The following is a 23,479-nucleotide window of genomic DNA, read 5'->3' as shown; positions in this document are numbered from 1 at the left end:
AGCAGGCCTAGCCGTTCGGGGGTGGTCAGCGCGTCGAATCTGAGGTCCAGGGCGCGTTTCATGGCAGCGCGGAGTGCGTCGAAGACTTCGACGACCTCTTCCCGACTACTAGAACGCATGTTCGAATCGTAGTCCGCCCCAAAGACGGATACCTCCCCCAAACCCACGCCTGTGGATAAACGTCCAACTGTGGATAACTTGGCGAGTTGGTCGGCCACGTACCCTCACGGAGGGGCTTCGATCGTCGACTTCAGAGGGGATGTGCATGACCGACCACGCTGACTTGCGGGGCAAAGTCCGGATCCCGGCCGACCTCGACACCGTCACCGCGATCGGCGACGAGGACCACTCCGAAATCGAGGCGGCGGCCGTCGAGCGAATCTGGCTAGCCGCGCGGCACTGGTATCAGGCGGGCATGCATCCAGCCATCCAGGTGTGCCTGCGGCACAACGGCAAGGTCGTGCTGAACCGGGCGATCGGGCACGGCTGGGGCAATGCGCCGAGCGACCCACCCGATGCGGAGAAGATTCCCGTGGAGACCGATACACCGTTCTGCGTCTATTCATCGGCCAAGGCGATCACCGCGACCGTGGTGCACATGCTGGTCGAACGCGGTGTGTTCTCCCTCGACGACCGAGTCTGCGAATACATCCCCACGTACACCAGTCACGGCAAAGACCGCACCACCATTCGGCACGTGATGACCCACAGCGCCGGCGTCCCGTTTCCCACCGGCCCCAAGGCGGACCTCAAGCGCGCGGACGACCACGAGTACGCGCAGGAGCAACTCAGCAATTTGCGGCCGCTGTACCGGCCGGGGCTCGTGCACATTTACCACGCGCTGACCTGGGGCCCGCTGATGCGCGAAATCGTCTACGCCGCAACGGGTAAGGATATTCGTGAGATTCTGGCCACCGAGATCCTCGACCCGCTGAACTTCCGCTGGACCAATTTCGGTGTTGCGGAACAAGATATCCCGCTGGTGGCGCACAGCCACGCCACTGGGACGCCGCTACTGCCCGCCCCGATCGCCGCGGCGTTCCGCAAGGCGGTCGGCGGGACGACCCACGAAATCATCCCGATCACCAACACGCCGCTTTTCCTCAAGACCGTCATCCCGTCGTCCAACACCATCTCGAACGCGGCCGAGATGTCGCGCTTTGCCGAGATATGGTGCCGCGGAGGAGAACTCGACGGCGTGAGGGTGATGAGTCCCGAAACACTGCGTGGCGCAACCCGGCAATGCCGTCGACTGCGACCGGACGTGGCAACCGGCCTCTTCCCGGCCCGCTGGGGCACCGGCTTCCAGCTCGGCACCAAGCGGTTCGGCCCGTTCGGCCGTGGCGCACCAGCAGCGTTCGGCCATCTCGGCCTGGTCAACTGCGCGATCTGGGCCGACCCCGACCGCCGACTGGCCGCCGGCGTGGTGAGCAGCGGCAAGCCTGGCAGGGATCCAGAGGTCAAGCGCTACACGGCGTTGATGGACCGCATCGCCGCCGAGATTCCGCAGGTTGCGCCATAGTCAGGTTGCGCCATAGTCAAGTGATGCAGCCGCGACGCCATTCTGTCGTCGACATCACCCTCACCTCGATCCTGTGCGTGGCCGCCGCACTCGCCGCGTTGGGCACGGTGTCGTTCTCGTTTTTCTTCGTGATGGCCACCGACTCGTGCAATGAGCACTGCGACACCGGGTCGCTCAACGCGGCGTACCTCGTGACGTGGGGTGGGGTCGGGCTCGCGATCCTGATCGGTGCGTCAGGCGTCATCGTCGCAGCGGTGCGCGGGCGGCTGATGTGGATCTGGCCGACGATGGCGTTGGTGCTGATCGTCGTCGCCCTCGGCATCGGTGTGCATCTGGCCAACGCGGTCATGCGGCACGTTTAAGGGCGGTGGCGGAGGGATTTGAACCCCCGGACGGTTTTAGCCGTCTCTCGCTTTCAAGGCGAGTGCATTAGGCCGCTCTGCCACGCCACCGCGGACAAGGTTAGCGGTGTCAGGTCTTCGAAGCCCTATCGGAGAGCTTCAGCGCGGCGCTGATCCGGCGGCAGTTCTCCCCCATCGCAGCGACCTGCGACCGCGACAACTGGCCAAGGAAGTTGGTCCGCACGCACTCGGCATAGGTCACCATGGCCTGCTGCGCAGCCGTCCGGCCATCCGCGGTGATCGCGGCGACTACCCCGCGCCGGTCGTCCTTGCTTGCCTCGCGGTGCACCAGTCCCTGGCTTTCGAGGCGACGGATCTGGCGGGTGAGCCGACTCGGCAACGAGGCCAGCGCCTCGGCGAGATCGCCCATCCGAACCGACCCGCTCGGCGCGTGGTCCAGCATGTCGAGCACCCTCACGTCGAACAGCGATAGTTGGTGCGCCTCGGTCAGTCGACGGTTGAGCATCGCATACAAGCGCAGCGTGGAGTCCAGGAAGTTTTGCCATGACTTCTGCTCGGCGATGTCAAGCCCGGGCATCTCGCTGGCTGTCCGGCCGGCAATGAGGGCGGCCATCACGTCATGCTATGCGACACATCGCCTTTGGAACAGAGACAATCCGCAGGTAGTAGCGTGGCGATCATGTACGCCATCGTCGCCGAATCCGCCGATCGACTGCTCTGGCAGGAAGTCGGTGACGTCGCCGCGGGGCCCGGCGAGGTACTGGTCAAGGTCAGCGCGGCCGGCGTCAACCGGGCCGACCTGCTGCAGGCCGCCGGGCTGTATCCGCCGCCGCCGGGCGCCAGCGAACTGCTGGGTATGGAGGTCTCCGGCGTGATCGAAGCGGTCGGCGACGGCGTCGACGACTGGTCGCCGGGGCAAGAGGTATGCGCCTTGCTGGCGGGCGGCGGCTATGCCGAATACGTCGCAGTCCCGGCCGGGCAGCTGCTGCCGCATCCCGCCGGTCTCGACCTCACCGATTCCGCCGGTGTTCCGGAGGTAGCCTGCACGGTCTGGTGGAACCTGGTGATGACGGCGCATCTGAGCGAGGGCCAGCTGCTGCTGATGCACGGCGGGGCCAGCGGCGTCGGAAGCCATGCGATCCAGGTTGGCCGCGCGCTGGGCGCACGGGTCGCCGTCACCGCGGGCTCACCGGAGAAGCTGGAAGCCTGCCGCGAGCTGGGCGCCGACATCTTGATCAACTATCGCGACGAGGACTTCGTCGAACGGGTACACGAGGCGACGGACGGCGCGGGCGCTGACGTGATTTTCGACATCATGGGCGCCGCATATCTGGACCGCAATATCGACGCGCTGGCCGCCGACGGTCGGCTGGTCATCATCGGCATGCAGGGTGGAGTTAAGGGCGAGCTCAACATCGCCAAGCTGCTCAGCAAACGCGCGCACGTCATCGGCACCACGCTGCGTGGCCGCCCGACAACCGGGCCGAACAGCAAGAGCGAAGTCGTCGCGGAGGTGGTCAGCTCGGTCTGGCCGATGATTGTTGACGGACGCGTCCGGCCGGTGATCGGGGCGCGCCTGCCGATCCAGGAGGCGGCCGAAGCGCATCGCCTGCTTTCGGCGGGGCAGGTGACGGGGAAGATCGTCCTAAAGGTCTAGCCCCGCCTGGCGACGATGCGGGCGGTCCCGGGTGGGGGCACCTCCCGCTTGCGGGGAGAGCCAGGCGAACTAGCCCAACGAAGCGAGGGCGCGCACCAACTGGTCGACTTCGGCCATGGTCGAGTAGTGCGCGAGCCCGACGGTGACCGCACCGCCGACGTCGTTGACTCCGATCACGTCGAGCACCCGCGAGCTGGCATTGGAGATCGCCAGAATCCCGTTGTCCGCCAACCGTTGCACCACCCGGTCGGCGGGAACTTCGTGGACCGCGAAGCTGACCACGGGTATCCGGGATTCCGGCCGCGCAATCACCACCACCAACGGCAGCGAGCGCAGCGAGCTCATCAGGTACTCGAATATCCCGTCCATGTATGTGGTCGCGGATTGTATTGAGGTGGAGAGCCTTTCGCGTCGAGTTCCGCGCGCGGACTCGTCGAGCGAGGCCAGGTATTCGATGCTGGCGACGAAGCCGCCGAGCAGACCGAACTGGTGCACACCGACCTCGAGTCGCGCCGGTCCGGTGGCGTAAGGGTTGGTCGACACCGACGCGAAGGTATTGATCATCGCGGGATCGCGAAAAACCAAGGCGCCCACCGGTGGACCGCCCCACCCGACCGCGTTGATCGCCACCACATCGGCGTCGATCTCGTCGATGTCGATCAATCGGTACGGCGCGGCCGCGGAGTGGTCGACCACCACAATCCCGCCGACGTCGTGGACCAGTTTGGCAACCGGGCGCAGGTCGGTGAAGGTGCCCAGAGTTCCCGACGCCGACGTCGCGGCGACCAGACGCGTCGCCTGGCCGATCAGGCCCTCCCACTGCCAGGACGGTAGGTCGCCGGTCTCGATGTCGACCTCGGCCCACTTCACCTTGGCGCCGAATCGGTTTGCTGCGCGGAGCCAGGGCGCGATGTTGGCCTCGTCGTCGAGCCGTGTGACGATCATCTCGTAGCCGAGGCCGGCGCGGGTAGACGATGCGTCCGCCAACGATGCCAGCAACACCGCCCGGTCGGCACCCAGCACCACGCCGCGGGGGTCGGCGTTGACCAGATCCGCCGCCGCCTGACGGGCCGCCTCGAGCACCGCGGCACTGCGCTTGGCCGACGGATGCGGACCGGTCATGTTGGGGAACGACCCCCGGAACGCAGTCGACACGGTGGTGGCCACCGAGTCGGGGATCAACATCCCGGACGGCGCGTCGAAGTGCACCCAACCGTCGCCGAGTGACGGGTGCAATCCCCGTACTCGGGCAACGTCGTATGCCATACCAGCCACCTTAGAGCTATGCCCAATAAGAAAAATCGTGACGGTAGCGGGCGCCCGGATACGTCCCCGCCGTCCCGAGCCAGGTCACCCGGCCAGCCATACTAGTCGAGTGGGGCTCTGGTCGGGGATGCTGATCGCTTTGTTTTTACTGATAGCGCCGGGGGCAATCGTCGCCAGAATCGCTCAGCTGACGTGGCCGGTCGCGATCGCAATTGGCGCGGCGCTGACCTACGGCATCGTGGCTTTGGCGATTATTCCGTTCGGCGCCATCGGAATTCCGTGGACCGGCTGGACAGCGCTCGCCGCGCTCGCCGTGGTGTGCGTCCTGATGGTCGCACTGCAACCCCTGCTGGCCAGACACCGCGACGCCGAGGCCGAGGCCCGCGGCATCGCCCGGCGGCAGGCGCTGACCGTCGCAGCGGGTGTGTTACTCGGCGCGCTGCTGATCATGTGGGCCGCCTACCGAGGCATTGTGCACTGGCAATCCATCCCCAGCACCTGGGATGCGGTCTGGCACGCAAACACCGTGCGCTTCATCCTCGACACCGGGCAGGCGTCGTCGACCCATATGGGCGAGCTGCGCAACGTCGAGACCCACCAACCGCTGTACTACCCATCGGTGTTTCATGCGCTGACCGCGGTGTACTGCCAGTTGACCGGTGCGGCCCCGACGACCGGCTACACCCTGAGTTCGGTGGCTGCGGCAGTGTGGCTGTTCCCGTCCAGCGCAGCGATGCTGACCTGGCAACTGCTTCGGCCTCGCACCGAGCACGCCGCAGGCGTGGCTGCCACGGCCGCGGCGTTGTCGGCGTCGTTCACGTCGGTGCCCTACGTCGAGTTCGGCACCGCGGCGATGCCCAACCTGGCGGCTTACGGCGTCGCGGTCCCGACGTTCGTTCTGGTCATCTCGACGCTGCGGCATCGCGACCGAATCCCGGTGGCGGTGCTGGCCCTGGTCGGTATCTTCTCGGTACATCTCACCGGTGGGTTCGTGGTGATCCTGTTCGCACTGGCCTGGTGGCTGATGGATGCGTGGTGGCATCCGGTGCGCGGTCGGCTCGCCGACCTCCTGACGCTGTCCGTGGTGACGGCGCCGACGATGTTGATCCTGGCGCCGCAGTTCATCGGGGTGGCCAAGCAGGCCGGCATCATCGCCGGGCACGCCTTCCCCAGCTTCAAGACCGTCAAGCAGGGCGTCATCGACGCGCTGCTGCTGCACACCCGCCACCTCAACGACTTCCCGACGCAGTACGGCCTGATCGTGCTGAGCGGCATCGGCATGGCGATCCTGCTGTGCAGGCGGATCTGGTGGCCGCCGGTGCTCTGGCTGGTGCTCACTGTGGCGACCATTTATTCGGGGGCGCCGTTCCGTAATCCGCTTGGTGTCGCCATCGAACAGTTCAGCCAGTTCTTCTACAACGACCCGCGCCGGCTGTCGGCCGTGGTGACCATGCTGGTGACGCCAATGGCGGCCGTGGCGGTGTTCGCGTTGGTCGTCGGCGCCGTCGCAGTTGCCAAGCGATTCATCAAATTGCCTGCGCCCGTGTGGGTTTCGCTCACTGTGCTGCTGTTGGCGCTGACCACCGTCTTCAGCGCGCGGCAGTACTTGTACCGGCATCTGGTGTTGTTCGGTGACAAGTACGACTCGGTGATCATCAACCAGAAAGACCTCGATGCATTCGCCCACCTGGCCACGCTGCCGGGCGCCCGCACGACCCTGATCGGCGACTCCAACGTCGACGGCACCGCGTGGATGTACGCGGTCGCCGACCTGCACCCGCTGTGGACGCACTACGACTTCCCTCAACAGATCGGCCCAGGCTATTACCGCTTCATCTTCTGGGCCTACGCCGACGCCGACGCGCTACCGCGGGTCTCCAGCGAGACCCGCGCGCTGGTGCCTGAAGCGATCCGGGCGCTCAATATTCGCTACGTCCTGACCAGCGCCCCGACAGTCCGGGGGTTCAAGGTACCCGACGGACTAGTGTCAATAGACCAATCGAAGTGGTGGGCGAAGATCTACGACAACGGTGAAGCCTGGATCTACGAATGGCGTGGCGACCCGACGCCCGTACACCACTGAGCCCCAGACCGTGACAAGAGGTGACGAGCATTGAGTAACGGCAACGACGACGACGGCATCGAGGTCATCGGCGGCGTCGATCCCCGGCTGATGGCGACCGGGCAGGACGACTCCGACGACCGTTCGATCACCGACCTGGTCGAGCAGCCGGCGAAGGTGATGCGGATCGGCACCATGATCAAGCAACTCCTCGAGGAGGTGCGGGCCGCACCGCTGGACGACGCCAGCCGCAACAGGTTGCGCGAGATCCACGCCACCAGCATCAGAGAACTCGAAGACGGTCTGGCGCCCGAACTGCGCGACGAGCTCGATCGCCTTACACTGCCGTTCACCGAAGGCTCAGTCCCATCGGACGGTGAGCTGCGGATAGCCCAGGCGCAGTTGGTCGGCTGGCTGGAAGGGCTGTTCCACGGGATCCAGACCGCACTGTTCGCTCAGCAGATGGCCGCGCGCGCGCAGCTCGAGCAGATGCGTGAGCAGCGCGGGCTGCCCCCTGGCGTCAGCAGGCCCGGTGGGCCCGGCGGATCCGGTTCTGGCACCGGGCAATACCTTTAGGCAGACAACCGGTGACGCCGACTGGTCCATACATCGAGACCCACGACGCGTGGGTGGAGTTTCCGATCTTCGACGCCAAATCGCGCTCGCTGAAGAAGACCGTCCTCGGCGGCTCGATCGGGCGTAACGCGTCCAATGTGGTGGTCATCGAGGCATTGCGGGACATCACGATGTCGCTGAACCTTGGCGACCGGGTGGGGCTGGTCGGTCATAACGGCGCTGGGAAATCGACTCTGCTGCGGCTACTTTCGGGCATTTACGAGCCGACCCGCGGCTCGGCCACGGTCCGCGGCCGGGTGGCGCCGGTGTTCGACCTCGGGGTCGGGATGGATCCGGAGATCTCCGGCTACGAGAACATCGTCATCCGCGGGCTGTTCCTCGGGCAGACCCGCAAGCAGATGATGGCCAAGGTCGACGAGATCGCGGAGTTCACCGAGCTGGGCGACTACCTGTCGATGCCGCTGCGGACCTATTCCACCGGTATGCGGGTGCGATTGGCGATGGGCGTGGTGACCAGCATCGACCCGGAAATCCTGTTGCTCGACGAGGGCATCGGCGCGGTCGACGCCGACTTCCTGAAAAAGGCGCAGACGCGATTGCAGCAGCTGGTCGAACGCTCCGGGATCCTGGTATTCGCAAGCCATTCCAACGAATTCCTGGCCCGGCTGTGCAAGACCGCGATGTGGATCGACCACGGCGTCATCAAAATGACGGGCGGCATCGAGGACGTCGTGCGGGCCTATGAGGGCGACGACGCGGCCCGGCATGTACGTGAGGTGCTCGCTGAAACGAACCGCGCATGAGCATGGTCTGCGCCGTCGTGGTCACCCACCGGCGCCCCGACGAACTCGCGAAGTCGTTGGACGCCTTGAGCACTCAAAGCCGGCTGCCCGACCAGTTGATCGTGGTCGACAACGACGACGACGAACGCGTGCGCGACCTGGTGGCCGGTCAACCGATTCCGACGACATACCTGCCGTCGCGCCGAAACCTCGGCGGCGCGGGCGGATTCGCGCTCGGCATCCTGCACGCGCTGGCGCTGGGCGCCGACTGGGTGTGGCTGGCCGACGACGATGGTCACCCGCAGGACAGCCAGGTGCTGGCCACGCTGCTGGCGTGCGCGGACAAGCATCGACTGGCCGAGGTATCGCCGATGGTGTGCAACGCCGACGACCCGCAGCGGCTGGCGTTCCCGTTGCGTCGGGGCCTGGTCTGGCGTCGCCTGGTCAGCGAACTGCGCACCGAACCCGGCCAGGACCTGCTGCCGGGCATTGCCTCGCTGTTCAACGGCGCACTGTTCCAGGCCGCAGCTTTCGAGTCGATCGGTGTCCCCGACCTGAGGTTGTTCGTTCGCGGCGACGAGGTCGAGATGCATCGCCGGCTGGTCCGATCCGGGCTCGCGTTCGGGACCTGCCTGACTGCCGCCTACCTGCATCCATGCGGCTCGGCCGAGTTCAAGCCGATCCTCGCCGGACGGATGCACACGCAATATCCCGACGACGCCAACAAGCGCTACTTCACCTACCGCAATCGGGGTTACCTGCTTGCGCAGCCGGGTCTGCGCAAACTGCTGGTCCAGGAATGGCTGCGGTTCGGCTGGTTCTTCCTGGTGTCCCGTCGCGACCCGAAAGGTCTGCTGGAGTGGCTGCGGCTACGCCGGTTGGGCCGCCGGGAACAATTCGGAAGACCGGAGGCGTCGTGACGTTCATTGACGTTGCAGCACAGTCCAAGACGATGACCCGGGCCTGGGGTGATCTGGCCGACGGGTACCGTCGTCGCGAGCTGTGGCTGCATCTCGGCTGGCAGGACATCAAGCAGCGCTACCGCCGCTCGGTGCTCGGGCCGTTCTGGATCACGATTGCCACCGGGACCACGGCCGTCGCGATGGGCGGCCTGTACTCCAAGCTGTTCCATCTCCAACTCGAGGTGCATCTGCCCTACGTCACCCTCGGCCTGATCATCTGGAATCTGATCAACGCTTCGATCCTGGAAGGCGCCGAAGTGTTCGTCGCCAACGAAGGATTGATCAAACAGCTGCCGACGCCGTTGAGCGTGCACGTCTACCGGTTGGTGTGGCGGCAGATGATTCTGTTCGCGCACAACATCGTCATCTACGTCGTCATCGCGATCATCTTTCCCAAACCGTGGTCGTGGGCGGACCTTTCGGTGATTCCGGCGCTGGCGTTGATCGTGCTCAACTGCGTGTGGGTGTCGCTGTGTTTCGGCATCCTGGCGACGCGCTTCCGCGACATCGGCCCGCTGCTGTTCTCGATCGTGCAGCTGCTCTTCTTCATGACGCCGATCATCTGGAACGACGACACCCTGCGGCAGCAGGGCGCCGGTCAGTGGTCGAAGATCGTCGAGCTCAACCCGCTGCTGCACTATTTGGATCTGGTGCGCGCGCCGCTGCTCGGCTCGCATCAGGAGCTGCGGCACTGGGCGGTGGTGATCGGGCTGACGATCGTGGGCTGGGTGGTGGCCGCATTCGCGATGCGCCAATACCGCGCTCGCGTCGCGTACTGGGTTTAATTCGACGGCGCTGGGTTTAATTCAACGGCGCTGGGTTTAATTCAAGGGCGAATTGCCTACTCATGAGCTCGGCACGCGTGAATAATCCATAGCCACACATCGTCGAGCAGACAGGTCTGACAGGTGAGCGCAGAAGTCGAGCCCTCTGGGCTTTCCGATGGGTCACGCGAACGCATCTCCGCCGAGTTGGCCCGGCTGCGTGAACGCCGCGACCGGCTGGAAGCAGAAGTCCGCAATGACCGCGGCGCCGTCAGTGATCACGCCGACGCCGCCGATGCCATCCAGCGCGCCGACGAATTGGTCGGCCTCGACGAGCGGCTCGCCGAACTCGACCGGTTGCTGCACGCCGGCCCGGCCCCATCCAACGGGGACAACCAATTGCCCTTCGGCACGGAAGTGAAGCTGCGGTTCTCCGACGGCGACGTGGTCAAGATGCAAGTGATCTCGGTAATCGAAGAGGCCTCGGTCGACAGCGAAGCCGAGGCCTTGACCGCGAGCAGCCCGCTGGGCCTCGCGCTGGTTGGCCGGAAAGCCGGCGACAAGGTCAGCTACACCACACCGCAGGGCGAACAGCAGGTCGAGCTGCTGGACGTGAAATTTCCCTAGCGAAGTACCCGTAGACTTCGCGCCGATGTCCGAGATCGCGGCGAACGCGCAGCTGCCGCTCAAGACGCAGGCGTGGCGATTCATCGTCACCGGCGGACTGTCGGCGATCGTCGACTTCGGCCTATATGTGCTGCTGCTGCGGGTGGGCCTACAGGTCAACGTCGCCAAATCACTCAGCTTCGTCGTCGGCACCACAACCGCCTACCTGATCAACCGGCGCTGGACGTTCCAGGCACCGCCCAGCAAGGCCCGGTTCATCGCCGTCTGCCTGCTCTACGCGCTCACCTACTGCGTGCAGGTCGGCATCAACTACGCCTTCTACCTGCAGTTCGCCAATGAGCCGTGGCGGGTTCCGGCGGCGTTCGTAATCGCGCAGGGCACCGCCACAGTGATCAACTTCATCGTGCAACGCTCGGTGATCTTCCGGCTGCGCTGAACCGTGACCCGGCCAGATAGTCCGGCTCCTGCTCGGGACGCAAGCGTCCCGCATCGTCGCCGGACGGGCGGGTAGCCTCTTTGACGATGTTGAGCAGCGACATTCCGACCACCAAAACCCGGTTGACGGGTTTTGGTCGCACCGCGCCGTCGGTGGCCGACGTGCTGGCCACGCCGGACGCCGAGCTGATCGCCAAGGCGGTTGGCCAGGTCGCCGACGCCGGCGGACGGGGGGTGATCGCCCGCGGGCTGGGTCGCTCCTACGGCGACAACGCCCAGAACGGCGGCGGCCTGGTGATCGACATGACGCCGCTGAACAAGATCCATTCGATCGACTCCGCCAGCTGCCTGGCCGACGTCGACTCCGGGGTGAGCCTCGATCAGCTGATGAAGGCGGCATTGCCGTTCGGCCTGTGGGTGCCGGTGCTGCCGGGCACCCGGCAGGTCACCGTAGGCGGGGCGATCGCCTGCGACATCCACGGCAAGAACCACCACAGCGCGGGCAGCTTCGGCAACCACGTCGTCTCGATGGAGCTGCTGACCGCCGACGGGCAGATCCGCCACCTCACCCCCGACGGCGAGGAGGCCGAGCTGTTCTGGGCCACCGTAGGCGGCAACGGGCTGACCGGCATCGTGCTGCGGGCCACCATTGCGATGACGCCGACCGAGACGGCGTACTTCATCGCCGACGGCGTCGCCACTCATGATCTGGACGAAACGGTCGCGGTGCACCTGGACGGCACCGAGGACAACTACACATATTCCAGCGCCTGGTTCGACTCGATCAGCGCGCCGCCCAAGCTGGGCCGTGCGGCGATCAGCCGCGGCAGCCTGGCCACGGTAGACCAGCTACCACCGAAGCTCGCCAAGAATCCGCTGCAGTTCACTGCCCCACAGTTGCCCGCGGTGCCCAACATCTTCCCGGTCGGCGTGGTGACCAAGCTGACGGGCAGCATGGTCGGTGAGGCGTTCTACCGGATGAGCGGGAACTACCAGAACAAGATCGTCAACTTGACGCAGTTCTACCACATGCTCGATCTGACCACGGGATGGCAATACGCTTACGGCCCTGCGGGTTTCGCCCAGCACCAATTCTTGGTGCCGCCGAATGCGATGGACGAGTTCAAAGGCATCATCCGTTGGATTCAGACCCAGGGCCACTACTCCTTCCTCAACGTCTTCAAGCTTTTCGGGCCGGGTAACCGCGCGCCGCTGAGCTTTCCGATGGCCGGCTGGAACGTGGCAATGGACTTCCCGAACAAGCCCGGCGTCAACGAATTCCTGAACGAGCTCGACACCCGCGTCATGGAATTCGGCGGCCGGGTCTACACGGCCAAGGACTCACGGGTCAGCGCCGACAACTTCCACGCCATGTACCCACGCATCGACGAGTGGATTGCGGTGCGCCGCAAGGTCGATCCGACCGGGGTCTTCGTCTCGGACATGGCCCGACGTTTGGAGCTGCTGTAAATGGTGCTTGACGCCGTAGGAAACCCCCAGACGATCCTGCTGTTGGGCGGTACATCCGAGATCGGGCTGGCAATCTGCGAGCGCTACCTGCGCAACGCGCACGCCCGCATCGTGTTGGCCGATCTCCCCGGCCATCCGGGGAAAGACAAGGCCGTCGCACAGATGAAGGCCGCCGGCGCCAAGTCCGTCGAGTGGATCGACTTCGACGGCGTCGACACCGCGCAACATCCCACGGTGATCGACACGGCATTTGGAGGCGGGGACCCAAAAGATATAGACGTGGCGATCGTCGCGTTCGGCCTGCTCGGCAACGCCGAGGAGCTGTGGCAAAACCAGACCAAGGCCGTGCAGATCGCCCAGATCAACTACACGGCAGCGGTTTCGGTCGGCGTGCTGCTGGGCGAGAAGATGCGCGCGCAAGGCTTTGGGCAGATCATCGCCATGAGCTCGGCGGCCGGTGAGCGAGTCCGGCGGTCCAACTTCGTCTACGGGTCTACCAAGGCCGGCCTTGATGGCTTCTATCTCGGACTCGGAGAAGCATTGCGGCCCAACGGTGTTCGTGTGCTAGTCATCCGTCCGGGCCAGGTGCGCACCACCACGACGATCGAGCACTGGAAGTCCACCGGCGCCAAGGAAGCACCATTCACCGTCGACAAGGAAGCCGTCGCCGAGCTGGCGGTCACATCGGCGGCCAAGGGCAAGGAACTCGTCTGGGCGCCGGGCACTTTCCGTTACGTGATGATGGTGCTGCGGCACATCCCGCGGCCGATCTTCCGTAAGTTGCCCATCTAGATGCGCAACGCGCTGGCCACCGTCGGCCACATGGTGATCGCGGTGACGATCGCCGCGGCGGTATCGGTGATCTCGCTGACCGCCATCGGCCGGGTGCAATGGCCCGCGTTCCCGTCGTCGAATCAACTACACGCGCTGACCACCGTCGGCCAGGTCGGCTGCATCGTCGGGCTGCTACTCGCCGGTTGGCTGTGGCGGCGCGGTAAGGGCCGGACACTGGCCCGGCTGCTGGCGCTGGTGTTCGTGTCCGCGTTTTCGGTGGTGACGCTGGGCATGCCGCTGGGTGCGACCAAGCTCTACCTGTTCGGCATCTCGGTCGATCAGCAATTCCGTACCGAATACCTGACCCGGCTCACCGACAGCGCCGCCTTGCACGACATGACCTATGCGGGGTTGCCGCCGTTCTACCCGCCCGGCTGGTTCTGGATCGGCGGCCGCGTTGCCGTGCTGACCGGTACGCCGGGCTGGGAGATGTTCAAGCCGTGGGCGATCACCTCGATCACGATCGCGATCGCAGTGGCGCTGGTGTTGTGGTGGCGGATGATCCGCTTCGAGTACGCGGTGATCGTCACGGCTGCGACTGCTGCGGTGACGCTGGCCTACAGCTCGCCGGAGCCGTACTCGGCGATGATCACCGTGCTGCTGCCGCCGGTGCTGATCCTGACCTGGTCGGGCCTGCGCGGCGGAATCCGATCCGGGGGCTGGGCCGCGGTGATCGGCGCCGGGGTATTTCTCGGCGTCGCGGCGACCTGCTACACGCTGCTGCTGGCCTACGGCGCATTCACCGTGCTGTTGATGGCGTTGGTGCTGGCGGTATCTCGCCGGCGCGACGGCCTCAAGGCCGCGCTGGATCCGTTGTTGCGGCTGGCGGTCATCGGCGTGCTCACCGCGGCGATCGGCGCGACGACCTGGCTCCCGTACCTGTTGCGGCTGGCTCACGACCCGGTGAGCAACACCGGCAGCGCCTACCACTACCTGCCGGCCGACGGCGCCGAGCTGACCTTCCCGATGCTGAAGTTCACCCTGCTGGGAGCGCTGTGCCTGCTCGGCACGCTGTGGCTGGTCGTTCGGAGCCGATCTTCGGTGCGCGCGGCCGGTCTGACCATCGGCGTGCTCGCCGTTTACCTGTGGTCGCTGCTGTCGATGCTGGCCACGCTGGCGCGCATCACGCTGCTGTCCTTCCGGCTGCAGCCGACCCTGACGGTGTTGCTGACCGCGGCAGGCGTATTCGGCTTCATCGAAGGCACGGGCGCGTTGGCCGCCCGCGGACGTGAGCATGCCTGGGGCCGCTCCGTGCTGCCGGTCGCGGCATCGATCGGGCTGGCCGCGGCGATCGCGTTCAGCCAGGACATCCCCGATGTGCTGCGCCCCGACCTGACCATCGCCTACACCGACACCGACGGGCACGGCCAGCGCGGCGACCGTCGTCCGCCCGGCTCCGAGAAGTTCTACCCGGAGATCGACACCGCGATCACCCGGGCGACCGGTAAACCGCGTGACCAGACGGTGGTGATGACCGCCGACTACAGCTTCCTGTCCTACTACCCCTACTTCGGCTTTCAAGGGCTGACGTCGCACTACGCCAACCCGCTTGCGCAGTTCGACAAGCGAGCGGCGGCGATCAAGAGCTGGTCGAAGCTCAAAACCGCGGACCCGTTCGTGCACGCCCTGGACGCGCTGCCGTGGACCCCGCCAACGGTCTTCCTGATGCGCCACGGCGGCTCTGCGGGCGCTACGTCTGCTGGTATGGGCAGCAGCTACACCCTGCGGCTGGCCGAAGACGTCTACCCCAACCAGCCGAACGTGCGCCGCTACACCGTCGAACTGAACGCCGCGATCTTCGCTGACCCGCGGTTCACCGTCACCAAGATCGGCCCGTTCGTGTTGGCCATTCGCAAACCCTGATGGCTACCGAGGCAGCGGATGCCAGGCAACTAGCATCTACCCCCGTGGGTAGCGACGCGGTCAGGAGCTACCGGGCTGCCCGGACGGTCGCCGTCGTCGCCGGTCTACTCGGCGCCCTGCTGGCGGTCGCGACCCCGCTGCTACCGGTCAAACAGACCACCGCCCAACTGAACTGGCCGCAGAACGGCGTGCTCGGCAGCGTCGAAGCCCCGCTGATCGGCTACGTCGCCACCGACCTCAAGATCAGCATCCCGTGTCAGGCCGCCGCCGGCCTGGCCGGCCCCGGCGACAGCAGCAAGACGGTCCTGTTGTCCACCGTGCCCAAGCAGGCACCCAAGGCCGTGGATCGCGGTCTGCTGATCGAGCGCGCCAACGACGACCTGGTGCTCGTCGTGCGCAACGTCCCGCTGGTCGTCGCGCCGTTGAGCCAGGTGCTGAGCGACTCGTGCCAGCAACTCGTTTTCACCGCGCACGCCGACCGGGTGATCGGGGAGTTCGTCGGGCTCACCCAGGGTCCCAACGCCGAGCATCCGGGCGCGGCGTTGCGCGGCGAGCGCAGCGGGTACGACTTCCGTCCGCAGATCGTCGGCGTCTTCACCGATCTGAGCGGACCGGCCCCGCCGGGCCTGACGTTCTCCGCCACGGTCGACACCCGCTACAGCAGCTCCCCGACGCCGCTGAAGATGGCCGCGATGGTGCTCGGAGTGGCGCTGACCATCGCCGCGCTAATCGCGCTGCACATCCTGGACACCGCCGACGGCACCCGGCACCGCCGCTTCCTGCCGCCGCGATGGTGGTCGATCAGCGGGCTGGATGGCCTGGTCACGCTGGCGTTGGTGTGGTGGCATTTCGTCGGAGCCAACACCGCCGACGACGGCTACATCCTGACCATGGCCCGGGTCTCCGAGCATGCCGGCTACATGGCCAACTACTACCGCTGGCTGGGAACTCCCGAGGCGCCATTCGGCTGGTACTACGACCTGCTGGCACTGTGGGCTCACGTCAGCACGGCGAGCAGCTGGATGCGGTTGCCGACACTGCTGATGGCCCTGTCGTGCTGGTGGGTGATCAGCCGGGAGGTCATCCCGCGGCTGGGGCATGCCGTGAAGACCAGTCGGGCGGCGGCCTGGACGGCGGCCGGCACGTTCCTAGCGGTCTGGCTGCCGCTGGACAACGGGCTGCGACCCGAGCCGATCATCGCGGTCGGCATCCTGCTGACCTGGTGTTCTGTGGAGCGCGCGGTGGCCACCAGTCGGCTGCTGCCGGTGGCCGCGGCCTGCATCATCGGTGGCCTGACGCTGTTCTCCGGCCCGACCGGTATCGCCTCGATCGGCGCGCTGCTGGTGGCAATCGGACCGCTGCGCACCATCATTCACCGCCGGTCCCGGCAGTTCGGTGTGCTGCCGTTGTTGGCGCCCATCGTCGCGGCGGTCACCGTGAACGTGATCCTGATCTTCCGCGATCAGACGCTGACCGGCGAGGTGGAGGCGACCGCACTCAAGCGCGCACTCGGCCCGAGCCTGAGCTGGTTCGACGAGCACCTCCGCTACGAGCGGTTGTTCATGGCCAGCCCCGATGGGTCGATCGCCCGCCGATTCGCCCTGCTGGCGTTGCTGGTCGCGCTCGCCGTGTCGGTGGCAATGACGTTGCGCAAGGGCCGAATTCCGGGCACCGCCGCGGGGCCGAGCCGTCGCATCATCGGAATCACCATCATCTCGTTCATCGCGATGATGTTCACCCCGACCAAATGGACACACCACTTCGGGGTGTTCGCCGGGTTGGCCGGGTCGCTCGGGGCGTTGGCCGCCGTCGCGGTCACCGCGGCGGCGATGCGCTCGCGACGCAACCGGACCTTGTTCGCCACGGTGATGCTGTTCGTCGTCGCGCTGTCATTCGCCAGCGTCAACGGCTGGTGGTACGTCTCCAACTTCGGCGTGCCCTGGTCAAATGCCTTCCCGCAGTGGCACTTCGGATTCACCACCGGATTTCTGGGGTTGACCGTTTTGGTCGCGCTGCTGGCCGCCTGGTTCCACTTCGTCAAAAGCGGTAGCGATGCCGACCCGCCCAGCGAGTCACGGTTGGCCCGAATCATCCAGTCCCCGTTGGGTATTGCCGCGTGGGCGCTGGTCTTCTTCGAGGTTTTGTCGCTGACACTGGGCATGACCGATCAATACCCGGCCTGGTCGGTGGGCCGCTCCAACCTGCAGGCGCTGATCGGTAAGACCTGCGGGCTGGCAACCGACGTTCTCGTCGAGCAGAACCCGAACGCGGGCATGTTGTCGCCCGTCTCGGCGCCGGTGGCCGACGCGCTGGCCGACGGCTATTCGGAGGGCTTCGACCCCAACGGCATCCCGTCCACGGTGTCCGCCGACCCGGTGATGGAGCGTCCCGGCGACCGCAGCTTCGTCAGCGACGACGGGACCGTCAACAGCGAAGCGGGCACCGAAGGCGGCACCACCGCCGCCCCGGGCATCAACGGCTCGCGCGCCCGGCTGCCCTTCAGCCTGGATTCGGCGAAGACGCCGGTGCTGGGCAGCTGGCGATCCGGCGTGCAGGTGCCGGCCCGGTTGCGGTCGGCTTGGTACCGCTTGCCGCCGCGGGGTGAGGCCGGGCCGCTGCTCGTGGTCTCGGCGGCGGGCCGGTTCAACTACGGCGAGGTCCAGATCCAGTGGGCCACCGACAAGCAGGCCGCCGACAACAAGCCAGGTGGCGCGGTGGGACTTGCCGACGTCGGTGCGACGCCGGCCTGGCGCAACCTGCGGGCACCGTTGTCCGCGCTGCCGTCGGACGCCACCCAGGTCCGGGTGGTGGCCAACGACGAAGACCTGGCGCCACAGCACTGGATCGCGGTCACTCCGCCGCGGATCCCCCGACTGCGCACGCTGCAGGATGTGGTCGGCTCGACGGACCCGGTACTACTGGACTGGCTGGTGGGCCTTGCCTTCCCATGCCAACGGCCATTCAGCCACCAGAACGGTGTGGACGAGAGGCCGAAGTGGCGGATTCTGCCCGATCGGTTCGGCGCCGAGGCAAACTCACCGGTGATGGACAAGAACGGCGGCGGACCGCTGGGGGTCGCCGAGTTGCTGGTGCGACCGAACACCGTGTCGACCTACCTGAAAGACGACTGGTCCCGCGACTGGGGTGCGCTGCAGCAACTTACGCCGTACTACCCGAATGCCGGGCCCGCCCGACTCGACCTTGGTTCGGCAACACGCAGCGGCCTGTGGAGTCCGGCGCCGCTACGCCAATAGAACAGCTACGCCGATAAAGGCAACAGCCGGTTAGAACGCGATCTGCCGGCGTCCGGCCCGGTAGGCGGTGACGCAGGCGGTCAACGCGAGAGCGGCGAACACGGCGAAGGCCCACCGGGCCGCTGACGCCCCGCCGCCGTCGACGAGGTTGACCACCACGCCGGCCAGCCCGGCGCCGAACGCGCCGAAAATCAACTGCACCGAGTTGATCGCGGTAGCGGCGGCGCCGCCCTCCGCCGGGTCGTCGACGTCGCTCATCGCCCATGCCGACAGGTGCGGCGAAGCGGCACCGACACCGACCCCGACAGCCAGCAGCGCCAACGCGCACGCGATGACGATGCCCGTCGTCGCGCCCTGCACGTGCGCGGCTCCGGCCAGCGCCAGGCCGACCGCCATTACCAGCGGCGCACCGATCACCACGGCCACGATCGAGCGCGCCTTGTTCAGCGAGCCGCTGCCAAGTCCGCTGATCGTCCAGCCCAGTGACAACGACGCACCCAACAGCCCGGCAACGATCGGCCCCAGGTGCGCCAGCCGCTGACCGAACAGCGGAACGTAAAGATCCACCTTGGTGGCAGCAACCAGCAGGCCGAGGGTCAGGTAGACCCACTTCAGCGGGCCGAAGCCGTAGACGCTGGCGGGCAGAACGGCGGTGTCCATCCGCCGATCGACGACCAGGAACGCGCCCACCAGCAGCGCGCCGAGGATCAGCAGGCAGGCGGTCGCGAAGCTGTTGCGCGGAAGGGAAGCCACGCTGACGGTCAGGGCCGCGGCACCCAGCAGGACGACCGATGGCACCGGGATCCGGGCCGCGTCACGTTCGGTGGCCTGCTCGCAACCGTCCATGGACAGCAGTCCCGGGGCCAGCCCGGCCATCGCGACGCTGAGCATCGCCAGCAAGCCGAATGCCCACCGCCAAGCGCCGAACTGAGCGAACAGGCCGCCCATCGCGGGGCCGACCAACGCGCCGATGCCCCAGGTCGAGGCGGCCATGGCAGAGCCCCGACTCCAGAGCGCGCGTGGCAGCACGGCGTTGATCACGGCGAAGCTCAGACCGCACAACAGACCGCCGGCGAGTCCCTGCAGGAAGCGGCCGGCCAGCAGGACTTCCATGGTCGGCGCGGCGGCGCACACCAGGCTGCCGACACCGAGGACCGCGAAGCCCATCAGATAGGAGATGCACGCGCCGATGCGGTGCAACAGCGTATTTACCGTCGCCGCGGCGACCACCGACCCAACGAGGTACAGAGTCGTCACCCACGCGTAGATCCGCTCGCCGCCGATCTCATTGACCGTGCTGGGCAACATGCTGATCGTCAGGAACTCGTTGGTGGAATACAGCACCACGCCCCCGGCGATGACAGCAGAAGTCCGTAGGTAGGGGGGACTCCATAACTCACGCCACTGGCCGGTGGTGATTTGTTGCTGCTCGGTTAAATTCACCACCGTTGACTTACTAAACCATGTTCGTCTGGAGTAGTCGAACGGCCGCAAAAGGGGCATCGGGCCACGTCGAGCGGGTTGAATCGGCTCATCCAACGCACTGACCTGCACCGTCAGCGGCAGGATTTCTATGAATTCGGTTTGGATCTTTACGGACTGATTACTGATTACCCCGCCTCCTACCCAGCCGGCGCAGCGCCTGATGATCCGGCTCCTCTTCAGCCCGCTCGGCGGGCTGCATCGTCGCCGGTGGTCAAGTCGCCTACCATCGTCCCTCGTGCCCCACGACGAGAGTGAGCGATCGACGCATCGGCTCGCGCGGGTGGTCGCCATCGTCGCGGGGATCCTCGGAGCGTTGCTGTGCGCGGTGGTTCCACTGCTTCCGGTCAAGCAGACGACAGCGACCATCCTGTGGCCACAGGGCCTCAAAGACGGCCACATCACCGACATCACCGCGCCACTGGTCTCCGGGGCGCCGCGGGCGATGGACATCTCGATTCCGTGCGCCGCGATAGCCACGCTGCCGGCCGACGGCGGGCTGGTGGTGTCGACGCTGCCGGTGAACGGTTTTGAAACCGGCAAAAGCGGGCTGTTCGTTCGGGCCAACAAAGATTCCGTGGTCGTCGCGTTCCGGGACTCGGTCGCCGCGGTCGCACCCCGCTCTGCGGTTGCCGCCGCCACCTGCCGCACCCTGCACATCTGGGCGGACGCAGGCGGCGCCGGCGCCGACTTCGTCGGGATCCCCGGGTCCACCGGCAAGCTGGCGCCGGAGAAGAAGCCCGCGGTCGGCGGGATCTTCACCGATTTGGCGGTGCCCGCGCAGCCAGGCTTGTCGGCCCGCGTCGACGTCGACACCCGCTTCATCGTCGTCCCGACCTCGCTGAAGCGGGCCGTGATGGCGCTGGGTGGCCTGGCCGTGCTGGCCTCGATCATCGCGCTCGCCGTCCTGGACCGGCAATCGGGACACCGGACGCCGCGCAACTGGCGGCATTGGTTCGGCGCCGGGATCGCCACCTGGCTGGCCGACGCCGGGGTGATCGGCACGCTGCTGCTCTGGCACGTCATCGGTGCGACCACATCGGACGACGGCTACAACCTGACCATGGCCCGGGCCGCCGGGCAGGCCGGCTACGTGGCCAACTACTACCGGTACTTCGGGACCTCCGAGGCGCCCTTCGACTGGTACCAATCGGTGCTGGCCCAGCTGGCGTCGGTGAGCACCGCCGGCGTGTGGATGCGGCTGCCCGCCACGCTGGCCGCGATCGGCACGTGGCTCATCATCAGCCGCTTCATGCTGCAACGGCTGGGCCCCGGCCGGGGCGGGCTGGCCGGCAACCGGGTGGCGGTGTGGACGGCGGGCGCGGTGTTCCTGGCCGCCTGGCTGCCGTTCAACAACGGCCTGCGTCCCGAGCCGCTGATTGCGTTGGGAGTGGTGGTCACCTGGGTGCTTGCCGAGACGTCGATCGCCACCCGTCGGCTGGTGCCGGCCGCGCTGGCGATCATCGTGGCGACGCTGACCGCGACGCTGGCGCCACAGGGCTTGATCGCGGTCGCCGCCCTGCTCGTTGCGGCGCGGCCGATCGCACGGATCATTCTGCGGCGCAAGGCAACTGACGGCCTGCTGGCACCGCTGGCGGTGCTGGCCGCGTCGCTGTCGCTGATCATCATCGTGGTGTTCCGCTCGCAGACGCTTGCCACCGTCGCCGAGGCGGCGCGGATCAAGTACAAGGTCGGCCCGACGATCGCCTGGTATCAGGAGTTCCTGCGCTATTACTTCCTCACGGTGGAAAACAACGCCGAGGGGTCGATGACGCGGCGCTTCGCCGTGCTGATCATGCTGCTGTGCCTGTTCGGCGTGCTGGTCGTGCTGCTGCGCCGCGGCAGCCTCCCTGGTGTGGCCAGCGGCCCCACCTGGCGGTTGATCGGCGCATGCGCGATCGGACTGCTGCTGCTGCATTTCACGCCGACGAAATGGGCGATCCAGTTCGGCGCGTTCGCCGGGCTGGCCGGCGCACTGGGCGCCGTCACGGCGTTCGCCGTGGCGCGGATCGGTCTGCACAATCGCCGGAACCTGACGCTGTACGTGACGGCGCTGCTGTTCATGTTGGCGTGGGCGACCTCGGGCATCAACGGCTGGTTCTATGTCAACAACTACGGCGTTCCGTGGTTCGACATCCAGCCGGTGATCGCGAGTCATCCGGTGACGTCGATGTTCCTGGCGCTGTCGATCGCGACGGGCCTGCTCGCCGCGTGGCAGCACTTCCGGATGGACTACGCGGGGCACACCGAGGTCACCGACAGCCGCCGCAACCGCGTGCTGGCCTCCACGCCACTGCTGGTCGTCGCCGTGATCATGGTGTTCGGTGAAGTCGCATCGCTGGGCAAGGGCGCGGTGCTGCGCTACCCGATGTACACCACCGGTAAGGCCAACTTCGCCGCGCTCAGCTCCGGACTCTCACCGTCCAGCTGCGCGATGGCCGACGATGTGCTGGCCGAGCCGGACCCCAATGAGGGTGTGCTGCAACCGGTTGCGGGCCAGAAATTCGGCCCCGACGGGCCGCTCGGTGGCGACAACCCGGTCGGCTTCACGCCGCAAGGAGTCGGCGACAACCTGCAGTCCGACCCGGTGGTGACCAAGCCGGGCGTGGTCAACTCCGACGCGTCGCCGAACAAGCCGAACGCGTCCATCACCGACTCGGCCGGCACCGCCGGCGGAAAGGGCCCGACCGGCGTCAACGGCTCGCAGGCCGCGCTGCCCTTCGGCCTCGACCCCGCGCGCACGCCGGTGATGGGCAGCTACGGCGAGAACGCCCGCGCTGCCACCGCCAAGTCGGCGTGGTACCAGATGCCGCCCCGCAGTCCGGACCGGCCACTGGTCGTCGTCGCCGCCTCCGGTGCCATCTGGTCCTACAAAGAGGACGGCGACTTCATGTACGGCCAGTCGCTGCGGTTGCAGTGGGGCGCAACCAAACCCGACGGCAGTGTGCAACCGCTCGGCCTGATGTTCCCGATCGACATCGGGCCACAGCCCGCCTGGCGCAACCTGCGCTTCCCGATGAGTTGGGCACCGCCGCAGGCCAACGTCGCCCGAATCGTCGCGTACGACCCGAACCTCAGCGAAGACCAGTGGTTCGCGTTCACCCCGCCGCGGGTGCCGGTGACCAAGACCCTGCAGCAGCTGATCGGGCCGCAGAAGCCGGTGCTGATGGACATCGCGACCGCCGCGAATTTCCCTTGCCAGCGGCCATTTTCCGAACATCTCGGGGTAGCCGAGCTGCCGGACTACCGGATCCAGCCTGACCACAAACAGACGTCGGCGTCGTCGAACCTGTGGCAGGCGACGAAGTCCGGTGGGCCGTTCCTGTTCACCCAGGCACTGATGTGGACGTCGACCGTCCCGACCTATCTGAACGGCGACTGGTATCGGGACTGGGGACAGGTGGAGCAATACCACCGCTGGCTCCCCGACGATGTCGCGCCGCTCGCCGCAATCCAGCAGGGCGTCAGAACCGTCAACGGCTGGAGCCGACAAGGACCGATTCGAGCACTCCCGTGAGCACACAGACCGAGCATCCGACCACCGGCCCCGCACGCGACAAC

General features: G+C 66.7%; 18 protein-coding genes and 1 tRNA gene. 15 read left to right on the top strand and 4 right to left on the bottom strand.

What is annotated here, in order from left to right; translation table 11 throughout:
• Positions 1-265: 265 nt before the first annotated feature.
• Both lipE and WAO18_RS13685 read left to right on the top strand, forming a co-directional pair.
• A complete protein-coding gene (lipE, locus tag WAO18_RS13690; RefSeq protein ID WP_422206803.1) occupies positions 266-1,522 on the top strand; it encodes a lipase LipE in 1,257 nt (418 codons plus the stop codon).
• 23 nt (positions 1,523-1,545) lie between these two features.
• Positions 1,546-1,884, top strand: coding sequence for a hypothetical protein (locus WAO18_RS13685; RefSeq protein WP_422206802.1), 339 nt, complete (start codon positions 1,546-1,548; stop codon positions 1,882-1,884).
• Between the two features lie 3 nt (positions 1,885-1,887).
• On the opposite strand, the gene WAO18_RS13680 is transcribed toward WAO18_RS13685, so the two are convergent.
• Positions 1,888-1,974, bottom strand: a tRNA-Ser gene (locus tag WAO18_RS13680).
• A 19-nt stretch (positions 1,975-1,993) separates the two neighbouring features.
• Positions 1,994-2,497 (bottom strand): MarR family winged helix-turn-helix transcriptional regulator, encoded by a 504-nt coding sequence (locus tag WAO18_RS13675; RefSeq protein WP_422206801.1) that lies wholly within the window; start codon positions 2,495-2,497, stop codon positions 1,994-1,996.
• Positions 2,498-2,563: 66 nt separating this feature from the next.
• Here WAO18_RS13675 and WAO18_RS13670 point away from each other — a divergent pair, with 66 nt between their 5' ends.
• Positions 2,564-3,541, top strand: a complete 978-nt coding sequence (locus tag WAO18_RS13670; RefSeq protein ID WP_422206806.1) for an NAD(P)H-quinone oxidoreductase — start codon at positions 2,564-2,566, stop codon at positions 3,539-3,541.
• 69 nt (positions 3,542-3,610) lie between these two features.
• Here WAO18_RS13670 and WAO18_RS13665 read toward each other — a convergent pair whose 3' ends face one another.
• Positions 3,611-4,807, bottom strand: a complete 1,197-nt coding sequence (locus WAO18_RS13665) for a cysteine desulfurase-like protein (RefSeq protein WP_422206800.1) — start codon at positions 4,805-4,807, stop codon at positions 3,611-3,613.
• Between the two features lie 109 nt (positions 4,808-4,916).
• On the opposite strand from WAO18_RS13665, the gene WAO18_RS13660 reads away from it, so the two are divergent.
• The 11 genes from WAO18_RS13660 to WAO18_RS13610 all read left to right on the top strand — a co-directional run bounded on the left by WAO18_RS13660 (position 4,917) and on the right by WAO18_RS13610 (position 18,436).
• Positions 4,917-6,890 carry a DUF6541 family protein gene (locus WAO18_RS13660; RefSeq protein ID WP_422206799.1) on the top strand — a complete coding sequence of 658 codons (1,974 nt, stop codon included), beginning with the start codon at positions 4,917-4,919 and terminating at the stop codon, positions 6,888-6,890.
• Positions 6,891-6,980: 90 nt separating this feature from the next.
• Complete coding sequence (locus WAO18_RS13655) at positions 6,981-7,445, top strand: bacterial proteasome activator family protein (protein ID WP_422206805.1); 465 nt, start codon at positions 6,981-6,983, stop codon at positions 7,443-7,445.
• A gap of 11 nt (positions 7,446-7,456) precedes the next feature.
• Complete coding sequence (locus tag WAO18_RS13650) at positions 7,457-8,248, top strand: ABC transporter ATP-binding protein (protein WP_422206798.1); 792 nt, start codon at positions 7,457-7,459, stop codon at positions 8,246-8,248.
• Positions 8,245-9,147, top strand: a complete 903-nt coding sequence (locus tag WAO18_RS13645) for a glycosyltransferase (RefSeq protein WP_422206797.1) — start codon at positions 8,245-8,247, stop codon at positions 9,145-9,147. The genes WAO18_RS13650 and WAO18_RS13645 overlap by 4 nt, the downstream gene beginning before the upstream one ends.
• A 32-nt stretch (positions 9,148-9,179) precedes the next feature.
• Complete coding sequence (locus tag WAO18_RS13640; RefSeq protein WP_422206804.1) at positions 9,180-9,974, top strand: ABC transporter permease; 795 nt, start codon at positions 9,180-9,182, stop codon at positions 9,972-9,974.
• 123 nt (positions 9,975-10,097) lie between these two features.
• Entirely contained in the window at positions 10,098-10,580 is a 483-nt protein-coding gene (locus WAO18_RS13635; RefSeq protein ID WP_422206796.1) for a GreA/GreB family elongation factor, read from the top strand.
• A 25-nt stretch (positions 10,581-10,605) separates the two neighbouring features.
• Entirely contained in the window at positions 10,606-11,016 is a 411-nt protein-coding gene (locus tag WAO18_RS13630) for a GtrA family protein (protein WP_422206795.1), read from the top strand.
• An 86-nt stretch (positions 11,017-11,102) separates the two neighbouring features.
• Positions 11,103-12,485: an FAD-binding protein gene (locus WAO18_RS13625; RefSeq protein WP_422206794.1), complete on the top strand. Its 1,383-nt coding sequence runs from the start codon at positions 11,103-11,105 to the stop codon at positions 12,483-12,485.
• Positions 12,486-13,277: a decaprenylphospho-beta-D-erythro-pentofuranosid-2-ulose 2-reductase gene (locus WAO18_RS13620; protein WP_422206793.1), complete on the top strand. Its 792-nt coding sequence runs from the start codon at positions 12,486-12,488 to the stop codon at positions 13,275-13,277. It abuts the gene before it with no gap.
• The gene (locus tag WAO18_RS13615) at positions 13,278-15,182 is read left to right on the top strand and encodes a galactan 5-O-arabinofuranosyltransferase (protein WP_422206792.1); all 1,905 of its coding nucleotides are present in this window, start codon (positions 13,278-13,280) and stop codon (positions 15,180-15,182) included.
• Positions 15,182-18,436, top strand: coding sequence for an arabinosyltransferase domain-containing protein (locus WAO18_RS13610; RefSeq protein ID WP_422206791.1), 3,255 nt, complete (start codon positions 15,182-15,184; stop codon positions 18,434-18,436). Before WAO18_RS13615 ends, WAO18_RS13610 begins: the two co-directional genes overlap by 1 nt.
• Positions 18,437-18,466: 30 nt before the next feature.
• Here the strand turns inward: WAO18_RS13610 and WAO18_RS13605 are convergent, their stop codons facing one another.
• Entirely contained in the window at positions 18,467-19,882 is a 1,416-nt protein-coding gene (locus tag WAO18_RS13605; protein WP_422206790.1) for an MFS transporter, read from the bottom strand.
• Positions 19,883-20,156: 274 nt separating this feature from the next.
• Here WAO18_RS13605 and WAO18_RS13600 point away from each other — a divergent pair, with 274 nt between their 5' ends.
• The gene (locus tag WAO18_RS13600) at positions 20,157-23,435 is read left to right on the top strand and encodes an arabinosyltransferase domain-containing protein (RefSeq protein WP_422206789.1); all 3,279 of its coding nucleotides are present in this window, start codon (positions 20,157-20,159) and stop codon (positions 23,433-23,435) included.
• Positions 23,436-23,479: the final 44 nt, after the last annotated feature.

The sequence above is a fragment of the Mycobacterium sp. genome, assembly GCF_049278535.1.
Taxonomy (GTDB): domain Bacteria; phylum Actinomycetota; class Actinomycetes; order Mycobacteriales; family Mycobacteriaceae; genus Mycobacterium.
Note: the sequence above shows the minus strand (reverse complement) of the source record. Positions and strands in the feature narration are given on the sequence as shown.

Coding starts and splice junctions, on each gene's coding strand:
- WAO18_RS13630 (WP_422206795.1), top strand. CDS start 10,606: ATGTCCGAGATCGCGGCGAACGCGCAGCTGCCGCTCAAGACGCAGGCG.
- WAO18_RS13615 (WP_422206792.1), top strand. CDS start 13,278: ATGCGCAACGCGCTGGCCACCGTCGGCCACATGGTGATCGCGGTGACG.
- WAO18_RS13625 (WP_422206794.1), top strand. CDS start 11,103: ATGTTGAGCAGCGACATTCCGACCACCAAAACCCGGTTGACGGGTTTT.
- WAO18_RS13645 (WP_422206797.1), top strand. CDS start 8,245: ATGAGCATGGTCTGCGCCGTCGTGGTCACCCACCGGCGCCCCGACGAA.
- WAO18_RS13665 (WP_422206800.1), bottom strand. CDS start 4,807: ATGGCATACGACGTTGCCCGAGTACGGGGATTGCACCCGTCACTCGGC.
- WAO18_RS13610 (WP_422206791.1), top strand. CDS start 15,182: ATGGCTACCGAGGCAGCGGATGCCAGGCAACTAGCATCTACCCCCGTG.
- WAO18_RS13640 (WP_422206804.1), top strand. CDS start 9,180: ATGACCCGGGCCTGGGGTGATCTGGCCGACGGGTACCGTCGTCGCGAG.
- lipE (WP_422206803.1), top strand. CDS start 266: ATGACCGACCACGCTGACTTGCGGGGCAAAGTCCGGATCCCGGCCGAC.
- WAO18_RS13620 (WP_422206793.1), top strand. CDS start 12,486: ATGGTGCTTGACGCCGTAGGAAACCCCCAGACGATCCTGCTGTTGGGC.
- WAO18_RS13670 (WP_422206806.1), top strand. CDS start 2,564: ATGTACGCCATCGTCGCCGAATCCGCCGATCGACTGCTCTGGCAGGAA.
- WAO18_RS13685 (WP_422206802.1), top strand. CDS start 1,546: ATGCAGCCGCGACGCCATTCTGTCGTCGACATCACCCTCACCTCGATC.
- WAO18_RS13675 (WP_422206801.1), bottom strand. CDS start 2,497: ATGGCCGCCCTCATTGCCGGCCGGACAGCCAGCGAGATGCCCGGGCTT.
- WAO18_RS13655 (WP_422206805.1), top strand. CDS start 6,981: ATGGCGACCGGGCAGGACGACTCCGACGACCGTTCGATCACCGACCTG.